Consider the following 15,658-nt stretch of genomic DNA (forward strand, 5'->3'; position numbering starts at 1 on the left):
TCCCATCTCGCTTTCAGTGAATATGTAAGTGCTGAAAATATGAACGAAATGAAAAAGGATGTTCCGCTGATGGAACATCCTTTTTTTCATTTGCCAGGCTTGCCTTCGTAGCCAGCTGTGAAAATGGATACTAAAAACGTAATGATGACGCCCATCATAATGACCGTTCTCATATAAGCTCCCCCTTATCCCTTTGTTCCTTTGCTGCCGGTTTCATATGTTGCGAAGTTCGCCTTGAAAAGCAGGAGATGAAGATCATTTTTCTCCTGTTTTTCCTTTATTATGAAGGGTCTTGCGGATGGTTGTCAATTCAGTTTGCCAATTCGTCATTTTGAAGAACGAAAGCATGTAATAGGACGCCTCCGCATAGATTGTAAAACAGTATCTGATTTCTAGCTTCAATCTTGAAAGAGGAGGTTCATATGGATATTTTAAAGAAAATTGAACAGCACAGAGAAGAAGAGCAGCGACTGAAATGGGAAGGCACATTCAGCGAATATTTAGATATTATTAAAGAAAATCCACTTGTCGCTCAATCTGCTCATTCTCGCGTTTATCATATGATTAAGGACAGCGGGATTGAAGAGGAGAATGGGGTCAGAACCTACAAATTTTTTGATCAGGAGCTTTTTGGATTAGAGGAATCATTGGAAAGGCTAGTGGAAGAGTATTTTCACCCTGCGGCTAAACGTTTAGATGTCAGAAAGCGTATTTTATTGTTAATGGGTCCAGTCAGCGGCGGGAAATCGACGCTTGTCACAAGGCTGAAAAGAGGGCTGGAAGAGTATTCACTAACAGATCATGGCGCAGTCTATGCGATTAAAGGCTGCCCAATGCATGAAGATCCGCTTCATCTTATTCCGCAAAATCTGCGGGAGGATTTCTATAGAGAATACGGCATACGTGTGCAGGGGAATTTATCACCTTTGAACTTGATGAGGCTCGAAGAGGAATATGGCGGCCGCATTGAGGATGTGAGAGTGGAACGAATTTTTTTCTCAGAGGACAAACGGACCGGCATTGGTACCTTCAGCCCGTCTGATCCGAAATCTCAGGACATTGCCGACTTAACAGGAAGTATTGATTTTTCAACGATTGCTGAATTTGGTTCAGAGTCAGACCCGCGTGCGTACCGGTTTGATGGAGAGCTCAATAAAGCGAACCGTGGAATGATGGAATTTCAGGAGATGTTGAAGTGTGATGAGAAATTTCTATGGCATCTTCTTTCATTAACGCAGGAGGGAAATTTTAAGGCGGGGCGTTTTGCGTTGATTAGTGCGGATGAATTGATTGTTGCACATACGAATGAAACGGAGTACCGGTCATTTATTTCGAATAAAAAGAACGAGGCTTTACACTCAAGAATTATTGTGATGCCGATCCCTTATAATTTAAAGGTGACAGAGGAAGAACGTATTTATCATAAGATGATTTCAGAAAGTGATGTCTCAGATGTTCATATTGCACCGCATACGCTAAAGGTGGCTGCGATGTTCTCTATTTTGACAAGGCTGAAAGAGCCGAAGCGGTCTGATATCGATTTGGTGAAAAAAATGCGACTGTATGATGGGGAAAGTGTCGAAGGTTTCCAATCTGTTGATATTGATGAGATGAAAAAGGAATTTCATGACGAAGGAATGAGCGGAATTGACCCGAGATATGTCATTAACCGCATTTCATCCACCATTATTCGAAAGAACATGGAATCCATCAATGCACTGGATGTCCTCCGTTCCTTAAAAGAAGGACTCGATCAGCATCCATCGATCTCAAGTGAAGATCGGGAACGTTATTTGAATTTTATTTCTGTCGCACGAAAAGAGTATGACGATATGGCGAAGAAGGAAGTTCAAAAGGCATTTGTGTATTCCTATGAGGAGTCTGCGAAAACTCTCATGGATAATTACTTAGATAATGTTGAGGCGTACTGCAATAAAAACAAACTGCGTGATCCGTTAACAGGTGAAGAAATGAATCCTGACGAAAAGCTCATGCGTTCAATTGAGGAACAGATCGGCATTTCTGAAAACGCCAAAAAGGCATTCAGAGAAGAAATCCTTATTCGGATTTCAGCTTATGCAAGAAAGGGCAAACGCTTTGATTATAATTCTCATGAGAGATTAAGAGAAGCCATTCAGAAGAAGCTCTTTGCCGATTTGAAAGATGTCGTGAAAATTACGACATCGACGAAAACGCCGGATGAGCAGCAGTTGAAGAAGGTCAATGAAGTAGTGGCGCGATTGATTGATGAGCATGGCTATAATTCCACAAGTGCAAATGAACTCTTAAAATATGTAGGTAGTCTTCTGAATCGTTAATAAATGAAGGAGGCATTATTGGAGCAAACCAACACCAGTAATGTCTTTTTTAGAAATCGTCGTCATTTCGACGTCGGCCAGCATACGATAATGGAATCGATGGTTACAAGAATTGTCCAAAAAGGTGAGGAGGGGGATGGATGTCCCGGCAAGAAAAAAGTCAGTTTATTGTGTCTCAGGAAGACTGGTCCCTCCATCGAAAAGGCTTTGATGACCAGCAGCGTCATCAGAAAAAAGTCAAAGAGGCGATTAAAAACAATTTGCCGGATCTTGTCACAGAGGAAAGCATCATCATGTCTAATGGCAAAGATGTGGTCAAAATTCCAATCCGTTCTTTAGATGAATATAAAATTCGGTACAACTATGATAAGAATAAGCATGTAGGTCAGGGGGATGGAGACAGCCAGGTTGGCGATGTGGTCGCTCGGGATGGATCTGACAGTAAGCAAGGGCAGGGAAAAGGGCAAGGTGCTGGAGATCAAGCCGGTGATGATTATTACGAAGCAGAAGTCTCATTAATGGATTTAGAGGAAGCGCTGTTTCGTGAGCTGGAGCTACCAAATCTTAAACAAAAGGAACTTGATGATATCGTTGTCGAGGAAATTGAGTTTAATGATATTCGCAAAACGGGGTTAACCGGTAATATCCATAAAAAACGAACAATGCTGTCAGCATTTAAACGAAATGCCATGACAGGAAGCCCTTCCTTTTATCCCATTTATCCAGAGGATATTAAATATAAGACGTGGAATGAAGTCACCAAACCAGAATCGAAAGCGGTTGTCCTAGCGATGATGGATACGAGCGGAAGTATGGGGCTTTGGGAAAAATATATGGCGAGAAGCTTTTTCTTTTGGATGACACGTTTCTTGCGGACAAAGTATGAGACAGTCGAGATCGAATTCATTGCCCACCATACAGAGGCGAAGGTCGTAGATGAGGAGCACTTCTTTTCTCGGGGAGAGAGCGGGGGAACCATTTGTTCTTCTGTCTATCGAAAGGCACTAGAGCTCATAGACGAACGATATCCTCCGTCACGATATAATATTTATCCTTTCCATTTTTCTGATGGTGACAATTTGACCTCTGATAATGCACGGTGCGTGAAGCTCGTTTCTGAAATTATGAAAAAAGCCAATTTATTTTGTTATGGTGAAGTGAATCAATATAATCGGCATTCTACGTTAATGTCAGCATATAAACATATTCAGGATGAGAAATTTAAGCATTATATTTTGAAGCAAAAATCAGACGTTTTTCTCGCATTAAAAAAATTTTTTCAGCAGGAAGAAGTTCTTTCTTAAAGAGAACATTCAAAAAAACCTTTCAGCATAAGGGCTGAAAGGTTTTTTGTGTGGAGAAGGAAGGGATCACCAGAAAAAAAGTAAAACTTTCTCTTTGACATTTCAATTTTCATTTATTAATATTTAATCTTGTTAAATATAAGTTTTTCAAAAAAAGATGCCGATCGTCTTTTCTTCTTTTTCTGCTTTTTGCTCATAAGTGAACAATAAGTATAAATGGGCTGCACACCATTTTCAGCAGAGTAGAAAAAGGGGAAACAGGCAGCTCTATGAGCTTGTTTCATAATCTGTCAGATGATGGGCATTCTAAGTTTGCTAAAGCAGATGACACTATATTTTTATACATGAAAGGAGAAACAAAACATGAACAGAGGGCGTTTATTGCTAACAAATATTATTGGCCTTATTGTGATTCTTGCCATTATTGCCGGAGGTGCTTATTACTACTACGAAAGCACAAACTTCGTAAAAACAGATGAAGCAAAAGTGACAGGTGACATGTACCAAATTACAGCGCCAGCAGCTGGACAAATCAAAGGCTGGGACATCAATGAAGGTGACGAAGTGCAAAAAGACAGCACAGTTGCAAAAGTTGAAGGAGAAGCAAAAACAAACATTAAAGCAGTGGCTGATGGCACATTAGTCAAAAAAGAAGTACAAAACAACCAACAAGTGCAGCCTGGGACAGTTCTTGGTGAAACGATTGACCTAAGCAAGCTTTACATTACAGCGAATATTAAAGAAACAGACATTAAGAACATTGAAAAAGGCGACAAAGTGGACATCGTTGTAGACGGCGATCCTGATACAACATTTGAAGGAACAGTTGAACAAATTGGTTATGCAACAAACTCAACATTCAATATGCTGCCAGCAACAAACTCAAGTGGTAACTACACGAAAGTGACACAAAAAGTAGCAGTGAAAATTTCAATTAAAAATCCATCTGACAAAGTACTTCCAGGTATGAATGCTTCTGTCAAAATTTCATCTTAATGATGACTGATATCAAAAAATGAAAGGAGGTTGTCTGAGATGGCAAATCAACCTGCAGCGACAAAACAGGGAGCAGGCTCCTTGTCTTTACTGATCATTTTAATGGCCGGTTTGTTCGTAGCGATTTTAAACCAAACGCTTTTGAACGTAGCCATGCCCCATTTAATGACTGAATTTAATGTGAGTGCGACGACAATTCAGTGGCTTACAACAGGTTACATGCTTGTCAACGGTGTGCTCATTCCGTTATCTGCGTTTTTAATCACACGTTTTGGCCAGCGCAGCTTATTCCTCGTGGCGATGATTTCATTTACACTAGGGACTTTTATTTGCGGTATTGCGCCAAACTTTTCTACGATGCTGATTGGTCGTTTGATTCAGGCAGTCGGTGGCGGTATCTTACAGCCGCTCGTCATGACAACAATCCTTTTTATTTTCCCTCCAGAAAACAGAGGGAAAGGAATGGGGATTTTTGGTCTTGCGATGATGTTTGCGCCAGCTGTTGGACCAACGTTATCTGGTTATATTATTGAACACTATTCATGGCGTATTATGTTTTATGGACTTGTACCAATCGGTGCGATTGTCATTATCGCGGCTTTCTTTATGTTTAAAAATATTGTAGAGCCTAAAAAAATCAAGCTGGACAGCCTTGGTGCGATTCTGTCGATCGTTGGTTTTGCTTCGCTTCTATACGGAGTGAGCGAAGCGGGAAGCGATGGCTGGACAGATCCAATTGTTCTATCTACGATTATTGTTGGTGCGATTGCGATCATTCTCTTTATTTTCCAACAGCTAAAAGCGGATAATCCGATGCTTGATTTCCGCGTGTTTAAATACAGCATTTTCTCATTATCAAGTGTTATTAACATTATTATTACCGTTGCCTTATACACTGGGATGTTTTTACTTCCGATCTATTTGCAGAACCTCGTTGGGTTTACTGCACTGCAATCGGGGTTATTAATGCTTCCAGGGGCACTTGCGATGCTGATTATGTCTCCAATTTCAGGGATCTTGTTTGATAAATTTGGACCTCGTCCACTTGCCATTGTGGGGATGCTGATTACGGTTGTCACCACATACGAGTTTACAAGGCTAACGATTGATACATCTTATAGTCACATTGTGCTCATGTATGCAGTACGTGCCTTTGGTATGTCACTCTTAATGATGCCAGTCATGACTGCTGGGATGAACCAATTACCGCAGCATTTAAACAGTCATGGTACAGCGATGTCAAATACACTGAGACAAATCAGTGGTTCGATCGGTACGAGTTTGATCACGACGATTTATACAAATCGCACGACATTCCATTATTCCAATATGGCAGATCAAACGAATACAGCTGATCCGTTCTTTATGAATTCATTCCAGGCGGCTGTCTCTAATGTGATGCACCATATGGGCATGACAGCAGAAGCTGCTCAAAAATATGTGTCTACCCAGCTCTTTACGAAAGCACAAGTTGATTCAAATGTGATGGGCATCAATGATGCTTACATGTGGGTGACATTATTCTGTGCAGCTGGTGTGATTCTTAGCTTATTCCTGCGAGATGTACGTAAGGATAAAAAGCGAAAAGAAAAGCAGGATAAGAAACAAGAAATGACATTGCTTCCAGCACCTAAGGAAGCAAACCAAGATGCAAGATAAGTGTGGAGGGACCGTACATGAAAATTTATGTCGTATACGATAGTGAAGGTGACCATACAAAAGCACTTGCAGAAGCGATTGCAGCTGGCGCAGGTGAAACAGAGCAAGCTGAAGTGTTCATTGATCATGTGAAAGATGCGGATATCCGCAAGCTTGATCAAATGGATGCAATCATTTGGGGCTGCCCTGGTCACTTTGGTACCATTAGTTCTGGATTAAAGACATGGATTGACCGTCTTGGGTATTTATGGGCAGAAGGAAAACTCATCGATAAAGTCGGTGCCGTTTTCTGTACCACTGCGACAACACATGGCGGATTAGAAATGACGATGCACAATTTGATTACGCCGATGTTCCATCAAGGGATGCTTGTGGTCGGCCTTCCTGGAAATGTTCCAGAAAATGCGTTATACGGCTCTTATTATGGAGCAGGTGTGACGTGCCCGATTGATTCTGATGAAGTGATTTCTGCAGAAGGCATTGAGCTAGGGAAAGCATTAGGAAGACGTGTAGCATCAGTCACTGCGTCATTTAAGCGATAAGGAGAGGGTTCTTTTGGCGACGATTATTGTAGCGTTAGTAGCTGCTGTTCTAGTCATTATCGGATTAGTAGCGTTCAATGTCAGACACGCTTCGGCCGAGAAGGAAGAGATCAAAGAAGATGTATCGAATCATCCTGACGTGCCGCATAGCGAGCCAGAAGTTGCGGCGAGACCTGTAGAGCCTGAAGTGGAAGAAAAAGCGTCAGAGCCTTCTCAGACAGATGATGCTCCGTCAGGTGATGATTTCTATAGACAGGCGCTTCAAAAGTTTAAACAGCCAGAACCACCTGTCAAAGAAGAAGAACCAGAGACGAAAATGAATGATGATATGTATCGTTCTGCTTTACAGAAACTAAAGCAGAAGGACAAATAAAAAGAGAACCTCTTGTCAGGTTCTCTTTTTTTATTACACAAAAAAACCGCCGGCATAAGCCGAGCGGTTTTCCTTCACTCTATAAAGTGCTAAAAGAGCAGATGCTCTTAAATTACGCTTTGTTAACGTTAGCAGCTTGTGGTCCACGGTTACCTTCAACGATTTCGAAAGAAACTGATTGACCTTCTTCTAAAGTTTTGAAGCCTTCGCCTTGGATAGCAGAGAAGTGAACGAATACATCGTCTTGACCTTCTACTTCGATGAATCCGAAACCTTTTTCAGAGTTGAACCATTTTACTTTACCTTCTAACATGAAATTTCCTCCTAAAGCGATCTTAACGCTTAAATTCACTATTCTTGCTCTTACACAAACTTCAAAGACGAAAACTCTTTCAAAACTTTCTTCTTAAAGATGATACGAACAAAAATAATTACCTTTACTTTACCAGTGTTTGCGGGAAAAAACAACTGTTATACGAAAACTTTTTTAAAAATAATTAGCGCTAACAAATTGAGGAAAAAGCCTATGTTAAGTGTTCTCTTTTACGTCCAGAAAAGCTCACTTGGTTTCTGCCTGACTGCTTCGCTTTATAGAGCTCCTGGTCTGCAATAATCGGTAATTGTTTCATGTTTTCACTTGTTCCTGCATCATAAGCACAGCCAATTGACACCGTAATGTGAATCGATGTTCCGTTTTGTAAATAAATTGGGTGATCCGCCATTTTTTTTCGTAAACGTTCCGCAATTTGCCATGTTTTTTCAACGGAACAATTCGGTAAAAGCACAGCAAATTCTTCACCGCCGATCCGCCCAATATAATCAGAGCTTCTTGTGTTCTTAATCAGCCTTGTTCCGATTTCTTTTAAAACGATATCTCCCTCATGATGTCCATACTGATCATTGATGGTTTTGAAATAATCGATGTCTAGGTAAATCAAGGACATTTGATGGATAGGTTGCTTTAAGTTCAGAGAAAAAGCATCACTTAATATTTCATCGAATTTCCGTTTATTTAAAACACCAGTTAAAAAGTCATAATGAGCTTGGAATTTATACAAATTTAACATCTGATACGCTTTTGTTTGATGCTCAATGACATAAAAGTTAAATAAACCGGCAATATACGAGAAAATCCAATAGGCAGCATGCAGTTCAAACGATCTTTCATTGACGATGGAGATAAATAAACTAGTCGCTATGACGTTGCTCATGGTAATAGATAACAGCATTTTTACGACGTGATTGATATGACGCTCAGCAATTAAAAAGGAAGCTGTGGCGATAAATATCATGGAAAAAATATTAATGAAAGAAGCGACATTGGCTTCGATTAATAATCTGCCAATAATGATCACACAGGCTGCAATGAACGTTTGTGCAATGCCTCCATAAAATGCCGTTAAAATAAGGGGGATATGTCTTAAATCGATGATGGCTGGTCCTGCTTTAATAGAGAAAAACATTAAGAGGACACCGAGTAACCCAGAAATGATTCCTTTAAAAATTTGTCTGAGCAAGGTGTCTTCCTTTTTTAAAAAATTCTCTTTAAACACAAGCATCAATAAATAATGGAAAGTGACAAGAATTGTTAAATTAATAAAGAGGTCTCTTAGCAAAATAAAATCACCTTTTTAAAATTACTAAAATTTGTTGCAAAAGAAAAGGGGAAACAAGATAATTAATAAAAATTTCACTTATGAGGGGTTTAAAATGAGGAGAAAACAATTTCCAGATCGAACGGACTGGCTTTCTTTTTTTGAGACGTGGCCTGATGAAGGATTTGAACGAGATATGCCCATTGAATATCAAGATCTAACGTTTCGGTTTGAGAATGAGGAAGAGCGATTTGTGGTGACGATGTCTCTTGGAGTACAAGAATTTTCTTTGAAGGCTGTTCGAAAAAAGGACGCATCCGTTTTAGGAGTATATGCCTTTAAAACTGTGCGACATGTAGAAATAAAAAAGGATCGGCAGCATGAAAAAGAGCTGTTGATACTATTAGATGGTGTGGAACGGTTTGTTATCACGATCGAAATCACCTTCTTACCTTCCTTCTGCATCATGGTGAAAGAGCATTTTTCAGGAGAATAAACAGGAGCCTTTCTGAAAAAAGGCTCCTGTTTTAGTTATTTGTGCTCGATGTCATTGAGCACTTGCTGAATGGATTCATCATCCATTACATTCATGACACTTTCATCAATGTGAAGAGACTGGGCGTAAGACTCTCTCGGCGGCTGATGAGTTTGATATGTTTTTGATGATGTTTGATGCTGATTTGTTTCATTTGGCTGGACAGCGGTGAATGCCTGCTTGATCATTTGACCTACTTCAGCCGTGCCTTTTGAGTCTTTACGTGAATGCGAATGGGACTCATGGCGAGATGGCTCATGATGGTGTTGATCTTTGCCTTTCATCATTGAGGACAAATTCATTTGAGTCATGCTGCTTAGTCTTCTCCGTAATAGTGGTGAAAATAATGCAATGATGGCTGTTGATGCTGCGATCATTGCACCAGTACTCATACCTTTTCTCTTTTTAAACAAACGAATCCCTCCATTTGATCGTGATGATACTTCTTCATCATGTTTAGGATGACCAATCAAGGCTGATTTATGAATTCATTGCTGAAATAGAGGATGTGTGCATAAAAAGTCTGCTGGATGAAAAACCTATGAGCAAAAGGAGGGAATCAATTGATGAATAAGAAATGGATGCTATCTTTATTACTCGTTCCAACATTGATCACTGCTGGGTGTGGAATGAACAACCAAGGCGATGAACGAAGAGGAACAATGAAACGACAGTATGAAAATGTCACATATAAGAACGACAACATGAGACAGGATCAACCAAATGTGCAAACACCTCAGAAGGTGAAAGTGGCAGATAAGGCATCAGAGCTTGTTGCCAACATGTCTGAAGTGAAAACAGCGAACGTACTTGTCACAGGGAAAAATGCATTTGTTGCTGTCGTGCTTGAAGGCAATAAAAGCGGAGATGTAACAGACGATTTGAAAAAGAAAATTTCAGACAAAGTCAAATCGACGGATCAACAAATTGATAATGTGTATGTATCTGCTAATCCAGACTTTGTCGATCGTATGGCAGGGTACGGAAAACGTATTAGAAGTGGAGAGCCAATTTCAGGATTCTTCGACGAGTTTACTGAAACGGTTCGACGTGTCTTCCCTGAATCAAAATAGCTACGACAAAAGCCGTATGTCATATGCGGCTTTTTTGTTTGGAACCGCACCTTGCGCACCTGAATGCATAAAGTAAAAAATATATCACCTCTTGTTGATCTTTGTTTTTTCATAGAAAGAGAAAGAGGTTGCAGGATGAATTCAGGTGGGGAGTAAATGAAAGCAAAACCGTCATTAATTCATAAAAAACTTGTAAGCGGAATGATTGCAGCAGGTTTGATTTTTTATGCGTTCACTGCGTACTTGATTTATGTAGCGTTCCAGCTGGCAGGGCAATATCTAGAGGAGCATTCTTCGCCTAAAACGGTCTTAACGGAAGGACTCAATAAGCAAGTCTATGAACATATTCGAATCTACTATGCAGAGGATGAGGGCGCCTTTGTCGATCTGACCATAGAAGCGCTTGAGCAGGCAAAGAAGAGAACGATGTCAGTGTTTCATTATGAAGCTGATAAACCGTTAGATATCATTTATTTTGATGATAAAGAGACGATTGAGCAATTTGCTGGCATCAAGCATATTACAGGTTTTTATTCTGATGTTGATCATATGATTGGATTATACCCAGATAAACGGGAAGAATTGTTGAAGAAAGAGACACTGCCTTTATACTTTTTCAACACGTTATTCATTCATGAGTATGCCCATTTCGTTTTCTATGAAAAGGTGCATGCATATAAGGTATCTCCAGTCGTCTTTCCCCTTTGGTTCCATGAAGGGACAGCAGAATGGACGGCCTATGATGTGCTGAATGCCACGTCTGAACGGTTTGACGTCATTCCTTTCAAATCTCTTTATTCTGATCAAGACTGGCAAGAATCTCGCACGACGTATGAGACAGATGTTTATTTACAAAGCTACTATATGATCTATGAGCTTGTGCAGCTTTATGGACGAGATGTCATACATGAGATCATGGAGGAAACAGCGAAAACTAGTCGTTTTGATAGAGGGTTTGAACAAGCGACAGGACAACGTCTCACAGATTTTGAAGAGCAATTTAAACTGAATTATCAAAGAAAAAACGGCTGACCTGTAAATAGGTCGGCCGTTGTTTTTATTTAATGAAGCGGTTTTTGCTGATTGGCTTTGCTTGGCGGCATCTGCACTTGTCCTTGCATAGGGGCAAATGTAGACGTCATCGCCTGCATATCTTGAGCTGTAAGCTGTGGAACTTGATAATAGCTATGTTTGTTTTGATATAAGAAAATTTCATATGCCATTTCAATAAAGTTCGGAATTTGCGCTGCAAGCACACGTCGCACCACAGGGTTTGTGACCTCTAATGCAGTCATTGAGAGTAATCCAGCATGAGATTTCACGAGACCAAGCATATGTCCTGTAATTCCCGCATCTTTTACATCTTGTAATGACTGATTTGGCTTTTTAGGCTGAGATGGTTTTATTCCGTATGTCACCTGCGTCTGTTCTTTCATCATATAAGTAGATGTTTCTTCACTAGGCTTTTGACCAGTAGAAAAGCAATCTACCGTGACGTTGTACTGGGACAATACAAATTGATATTGTCGATCTAAAATGTCGGATAATGCGGGATCTTGGATAAATTGCCGAAAGATCATGTATTGATCCAAAATATTAATGGTCCCTGCCAATACCTCATGTAAATCAAATAACTCATGCCCGCCATGATTGAATTGGGGCTGCTGGGCATGTCCTTGAACGTTTGTCTGCTGATCGTTTTGCATAAAGAATCCTCCTTCTGTTTATACAGTCTGTTTTAATGTGAGGAAGTTTTCCTCCTTTCATGCAAAAAACATTATTTACAATTAGAGGGTTTTCTTCCTTTTTGTCGAAAAAATGTATCAGACGAATGAACATGGGGGTACCAGATGCAGGACAAAATCATTAATCGTTTGATAGAAGACGAACATGTGCAGGCACCAGTGATTGGCATCGGTGTTTCGCCGTTTGAACAGCATCATCTTGAGGCTTTTTTTCAATCATTTCCGCAGGAATTAAATGCCTCTTTTATTGTTGTGCAAAATCATGTGACAGGCGATTGTGTAACTGATTTGGAAGCACTTGTTTTACCGATTGGCTACCGAGCAAAGCCGATTAAGCATGGTGAGAAAGTCATGAAAAATACGATTTATTTTTGTCCGCAGCATGCAGCTGTGACATTGACAGAAGACAAACGGCTACACATAACAGAGCAGCATCCTACGAACAAGGCGTGTGCTGTGAATTCGTTGTTTCAGTCACTTGCCAATGTGCAAAAGGAAGAGGCCTATGCGATCTTTTTTCAAAAAGGCTATTGTGTAGGAAGTGGTTTGCTTCAAATCGTTGAGCAAGGCGGTACAGCCTTATCGTGCAGTGAGACAAATAGTGGGTTTGATCGTATGTATCATCAAACATTTCAAGACCCTTCTGCACTTGCGTCATATATAGCCAACATCATCAACGTTCCGCATACAGATATTGCAGACCCTGTTTTGATCAGAATGATTGAACGTCTTGAAATGCATAAAGGAATTGCTTTTTCAACCTATGAGAAGCGCAGGCTGCTCTCTGTCATTCAAAAAAGAATGAGGAGTGCGAACCAATCGATCTCCTTATTGTCCGAGTACGATCGTTTATTAGAGAGAGAACCAGATGAGCTTGATCGCCTGCATGTACAGCTTTTAAGCGGAACGACTTCCTTTTTTAGAGATATGGAAGCCTTTCGAGTATGTGAACATCACATCATTCCGTCGATCATTGAAAACACAATGAAAAATGGGAAATCTCGATGCCGCATTTGGATTGCAGGATGTTCTACAGGTGAAGAAGCCTATTCTTTTGCGATGTTATTTTTAGAAGAAATGAAACGAAGACAAGTGTCCATTGAACTTCAAGTGTTTGCAACAGACATCAACCGGAAAGCCATCCAAAGTGCAAGCAAAGGTGTTTATTCGCTTGAGTCTATGGCACGGATGCCAGAAAAATGGAGGGCGCGATATTTCGAAAAAAAAGGTGACGCTTTTATTGTGAAGCAGTCGCTTAGAAAACATATTGTCTTTGCTCCTCACAATTTATTGATTGATTCACCTTTTATCCACCTCGATTTTATCAGTTGCCGAAATGTTCTGATGTACTTCCAGCCAGAAGTACAAAAACGAGTCTTATCTCGATTCCAATATGCACTAAAGGATCAAGGGATGTTGATATTAGGACCGAATGAAAAGGTACCCAATATCCCTCGTTTATTTCATTTGTTAAATGAAAAGTGGAACATTTACACCCACTCAAACGTTCCTAAATACAATGCAGGTCGTACGGAGTTAAAAGAACGAGCTGTCCAATATATGAAAGAAGTAGAGCAGGAGTATGATGCATGTTTCATCATAGACGATTGCGAGCAAATTCTCGCGATATCAAACGGTGCCTATTCTTTCTTAGCGCATGCAGAAGTCTCAGATGAATTATGTGAATATGTAACCCCTGATTATATGAAAGAGATACTAAGTCAAAGCTTTCAAAAGGTGTGGACTGAAGAGACTGAGGTTGACTTTCAACATGTCCTCATTTCGGAAAATGGAAGAAAGCAGTATGCTGATTTTACAGTGAAACATTTTGATCGCCGTTTTAAAGGAGTATACGTCATTCTCATTCGGATGAGTGAGAGAGGAAAAAATCAAAAGAACGGCAGGGACAAAGGGATGTCAGAGCAGAATTCGGTTTATCAACAGCGAATTGTCGATTTAGAAAATGAGCTCAATGAGGTCAAACAAAAGGAGCAAGAAGCAAGGGCTCAATTAAAAGAAAAAAACAAGCAAATAGAAGTGCGCGAGAAAACAAACGAGCATTTTATTAATATCATAAACAACTTAAAGGTGACAAGAGAAGAACTGTACCGGCCGTCTGTGAAGCCAGAACTTGCCACGTTGTTTGTGGACCGGGAAATGAATATTCGCTATCACACTCCTACAGCTGCCTCTTTATTTACTTCAGCTCAAACCCGGCACCAGCAAACTTTTCAGTCGATGGTGAAGAAGCTATCGAAGGAAATGCTCTATCAGGATATTCAATCTGTCATTTCAGATAGGCGCGTGATCGAACGTGAAATTGAAACGAACGAAGGAGAACAATTCACGGTTCATATGACGCCTTTCTATGATCAAGATCGCGAGGGAGCAGTGATGACCTGGATCAAGATGACCGAAATGACGAAATTGAAGCAGGCTCTTCATCTTGCGGTGACAGCACTTGATAACAGCCATATTCATATTGTGGTTGCAACAGGAGAAGGTGTCATTCAGTGTGTCAACCAGCGCTTTTGTCAGTTTGTACAGCAGCATGAATATGACTTGATCGGAAAAGATATTTTTTCTGTCTATTATGCGTTGTGTCAATGTGATGATCTAGCGAAACAATGGGACGTGTGTTTAAGAGAAGGCAGCTGGACAGGTGAGTTGTATTTTCAGGACTTATCAGGGCGTGAGCGATGGGAAAGAGTCTCTTTACACCGAATCGATGACCCTGACAAAATGCAGTCTACTGTCATGCGGATTTCAGAGGATATTACAAGTCAAAAACAGTCTGAGAAAATGCTGATGAAGTCTGAAATGCTGTCAGCAGTTGGACAGCTGGCAGCTGGTATTGCCCATGAGATACGTAACCCACTTACGTCGTTAAAAGGCTTTTTACAGCTAATGATTCAAAGTAAAAAGTATCAGAAGGATTATGCCGATGTGATGATGTCAGAGTTTAATCGGCTTGAGTCTATTATTAACGAGTTCCTTGTGCTCTCTAGAAGCAAATCTGTTAAATTTGAACCGGTGAATGTGAATCTTCTGCTCGAAGAAGTCATTATGGTCGTTGAATCTCAGGCGGTCTTAAAAGGAGTGTCGATTCAAAAGAATCTGGCTCCCTCTCTGCCTCATATTCAAGGCATTCCAAATGAACTAAAACAAGTGTTCCTTAACATTCTTAAAAATGGAATTGAAGCGATGGATGGAGTAACAGGTGTGATCCAAGTGACTTCATTATTGAAAAACGACCAAATGATGCTGATATTTGAAGACCAAGGAAAGGGCATACCAGAAGATGAGATTGGGAAATTAGGTGAACCTTTTTACACAACGAAAGAAAAAGGCACGGGTCTTGGATTAATGATGACCATTAAGATTATTGAAAGCCATGGCGGTACCATTCGTTTTGAGAGCAAAAGCTTTGAAGGGACACGTGTGATTATTACGTTTCCAAGTAATTGAGATAAGTTTTACACGAAATCCATCCAGTCTCAATATTTGCTTTGTACACT

14 protein-coding genes are annotated in these 15,658 nt (G+C 40.2%); 10 read left to right on the forward strand and 4 right to left on the reverse strand.

What is annotated here, in order from left to right; genetic code table 11:
* Nucleotides 1-422: 422 nt before the first annotated feature.
* The 6 genes from ABG082_RS04490 (at nucleotide 423) to ABG082_RS04515 (ending at nucleotide 7,192) form a co-directional block, all read left to right on the forward strand.
* Entirely contained in the window at nucleotides 423-2,318 is a 1,896-nt protein-coding gene (locus tag ABG082_RS04490) for a PrkA family serine protein kinase (protein WP_017360374.1), read from the forward strand.
* A 140-nt stretch (nucleotides 2,319-2,458) separates the two neighbouring features.
* Nucleotides 2,459-3,622 carry a sporulation protein YhbH gene (yhbH, locus tag ABG082_RS04495; protein ID WP_007497035.1) on the forward strand — a complete coding sequence of 388 codons (1,164 nt, stop codon included), beginning with the start codon at nucleotides 2,459-2,461 and terminating at the stop codon, nucleotides 3,620-3,622.
* A 363-nt stretch (nucleotides 3,623-3,985) separates the two neighbouring features.
* On the forward strand, nucleotides 3,986-4,618 hold the full coding sequence (locus ABG082_RS04500; protein ID WP_007497037.1) for an HlyD family efflux transporter periplasmic adaptor subunit: 633 nt from the start codon (nucleotides 3,986-3,988) through the stop codon (nucleotides 4,616-4,618).
* Between the two features lie 39 nt (nucleotides 4,619-4,657).
* Entirely contained in the window at nucleotides 4,658-6,277 is a 1,620-nt protein-coding gene (locus ABG082_RS04505) for a DHA2 family efflux MFS transporter permease subunit (protein WP_017366903.1), read from the forward strand.
* Between the two features lie 17 nt (nucleotides 6,278-6,294).
* Complete coding sequence (locus ABG082_RS04510; RefSeq protein ID WP_008358701.1) at nucleotides 6,295-6,819, forward strand: flavodoxin family protein; 525 nt, start codon at nucleotides 6,295-6,297, stop codon at nucleotides 6,817-6,819.
* A gap of 13 nt (nucleotides 6,820-6,832) precedes the next feature.
* A complete protein-coding gene (locus tag ABG082_RS04515) occupies nucleotides 6,833-7,192 on the forward strand; it encodes a hypothetical protein (protein ID WP_017360371.1) in 360 nt (119 codons plus the stop codon).
* Between the two features lie 112 nt (nucleotides 7,193-7,304).
* Here the strand turns inward: ABG082_RS04515 and cspB are convergent, their stop codons facing one another.
* A complete protein-coding gene (cspB, locus tag ABG082_RS04520; protein WP_008349061.1) occupies nucleotides 7,305-7,505 on the reverse strand; it encodes a cold shock-like protein CspB in 201 nt (66 codons plus the stop codon).
* Between the two features lie 211 nt (nucleotides 7,506-7,716).
* On the reverse strand, nucleotides 7,717-8,808 hold the full coding sequence (locus ABG082_RS04525; RefSeq protein ID WP_272511338.1) for a diguanylate cyclase: 1,092 nt from the start codon (nucleotides 8,806-8,808) through the stop codon (nucleotides 7,717-7,719).
* Nucleotides 8,809-8,902: 94 nt separating this feature from the next.
* On the opposite strand from ABG082_RS04525, the gene ABG082_RS04530 reads away from it, so the two are divergent.
* Nucleotides 8,903-9,283, forward strand: a complete 381-nt coding sequence (locus ABG082_RS04530; protein ID WP_008349057.1) for a hypothetical protein — start codon at nucleotides 8,903-8,905, stop codon at nucleotides 9,281-9,283.
* Nucleotides 9,284-9,318: 35 nt separating this feature from the next.
* Here ABG082_RS04530 and ABG082_RS04535 read toward each other — a convergent pair whose 3' ends face one another.
* Nucleotides 9,319-9,735: a hypothetical protein gene (locus ABG082_RS04535; protein ID WP_019743740.1), complete on the reverse strand. Its 417-nt coding sequence runs from the start codon at nucleotides 9,733-9,735 to the stop codon at nucleotides 9,319-9,321.
* A gap of 153 nt (nucleotides 9,736-9,888) precedes the next feature.
* On the opposite strand from ABG082_RS04535, the gene ABG082_RS04540 reads away from it, so the two are divergent.
* Both ABG082_RS04540 and ABG082_RS04545 read left to right on the forward strand, forming a co-directional pair.
* Nucleotides 9,889-10,395 carry a YhcN/YlaJ family sporulation lipoprotein gene (locus ABG082_RS04540; protein ID WP_008349054.1) on the forward strand — a complete coding sequence of 169 codons (507 nt, stop codon included), beginning with the start codon at nucleotides 9,889-9,891 and terminating at the stop codon, nucleotides 10,393-10,395.
* Between the two features lie 156 nt (nucleotides 10,396-10,551).
* Nucleotides 10,552-11,427, forward strand: coding sequence for a hypothetical protein (locus tag ABG082_RS04545; protein ID WP_348936598.1), 876 nt, complete (start codon nucleotides 10,552-10,554; stop codon nucleotides 11,425-11,427).
* 29 nt (nucleotides 11,428-11,456) lie between these two features.
* On the opposite strand, the gene ABG082_RS04550 is transcribed toward ABG082_RS04545, so the two are convergent.
* Complete coding sequence (locus ABG082_RS04550) at nucleotides 11,457-12,101, reverse strand: spore coat protein (RefSeq protein ID WP_008349050.1); 645 nt, start codon at nucleotides 12,099-12,101, stop codon at nucleotides 11,457-11,459.
* Nucleotides 12,102-12,245: 144 nt separating this feature from the next.
* Between ABG082_RS04550 and ABG082_RS04555 the strand changes: the two genes are divergently transcribed.
* Entirely contained in the window at nucleotides 12,246-15,608 is a 3,363-nt protein-coding gene (locus ABG082_RS04555; RefSeq protein ID WP_348936599.1) for a CheR family methyltransferase, read from the forward strand.
* Nucleotides 15,609-15,658 lie beyond the last annotated feature (50 nt).

The sequence above is a fragment of the Bacillus sp. BS1807G30 genome, assembly GCF_040047675.1.
Lineage (GTDB): Bacteria > Bacillota > Bacilli > Bacillales > Bacillaceae > Bacillus > Bacillus altitudinis.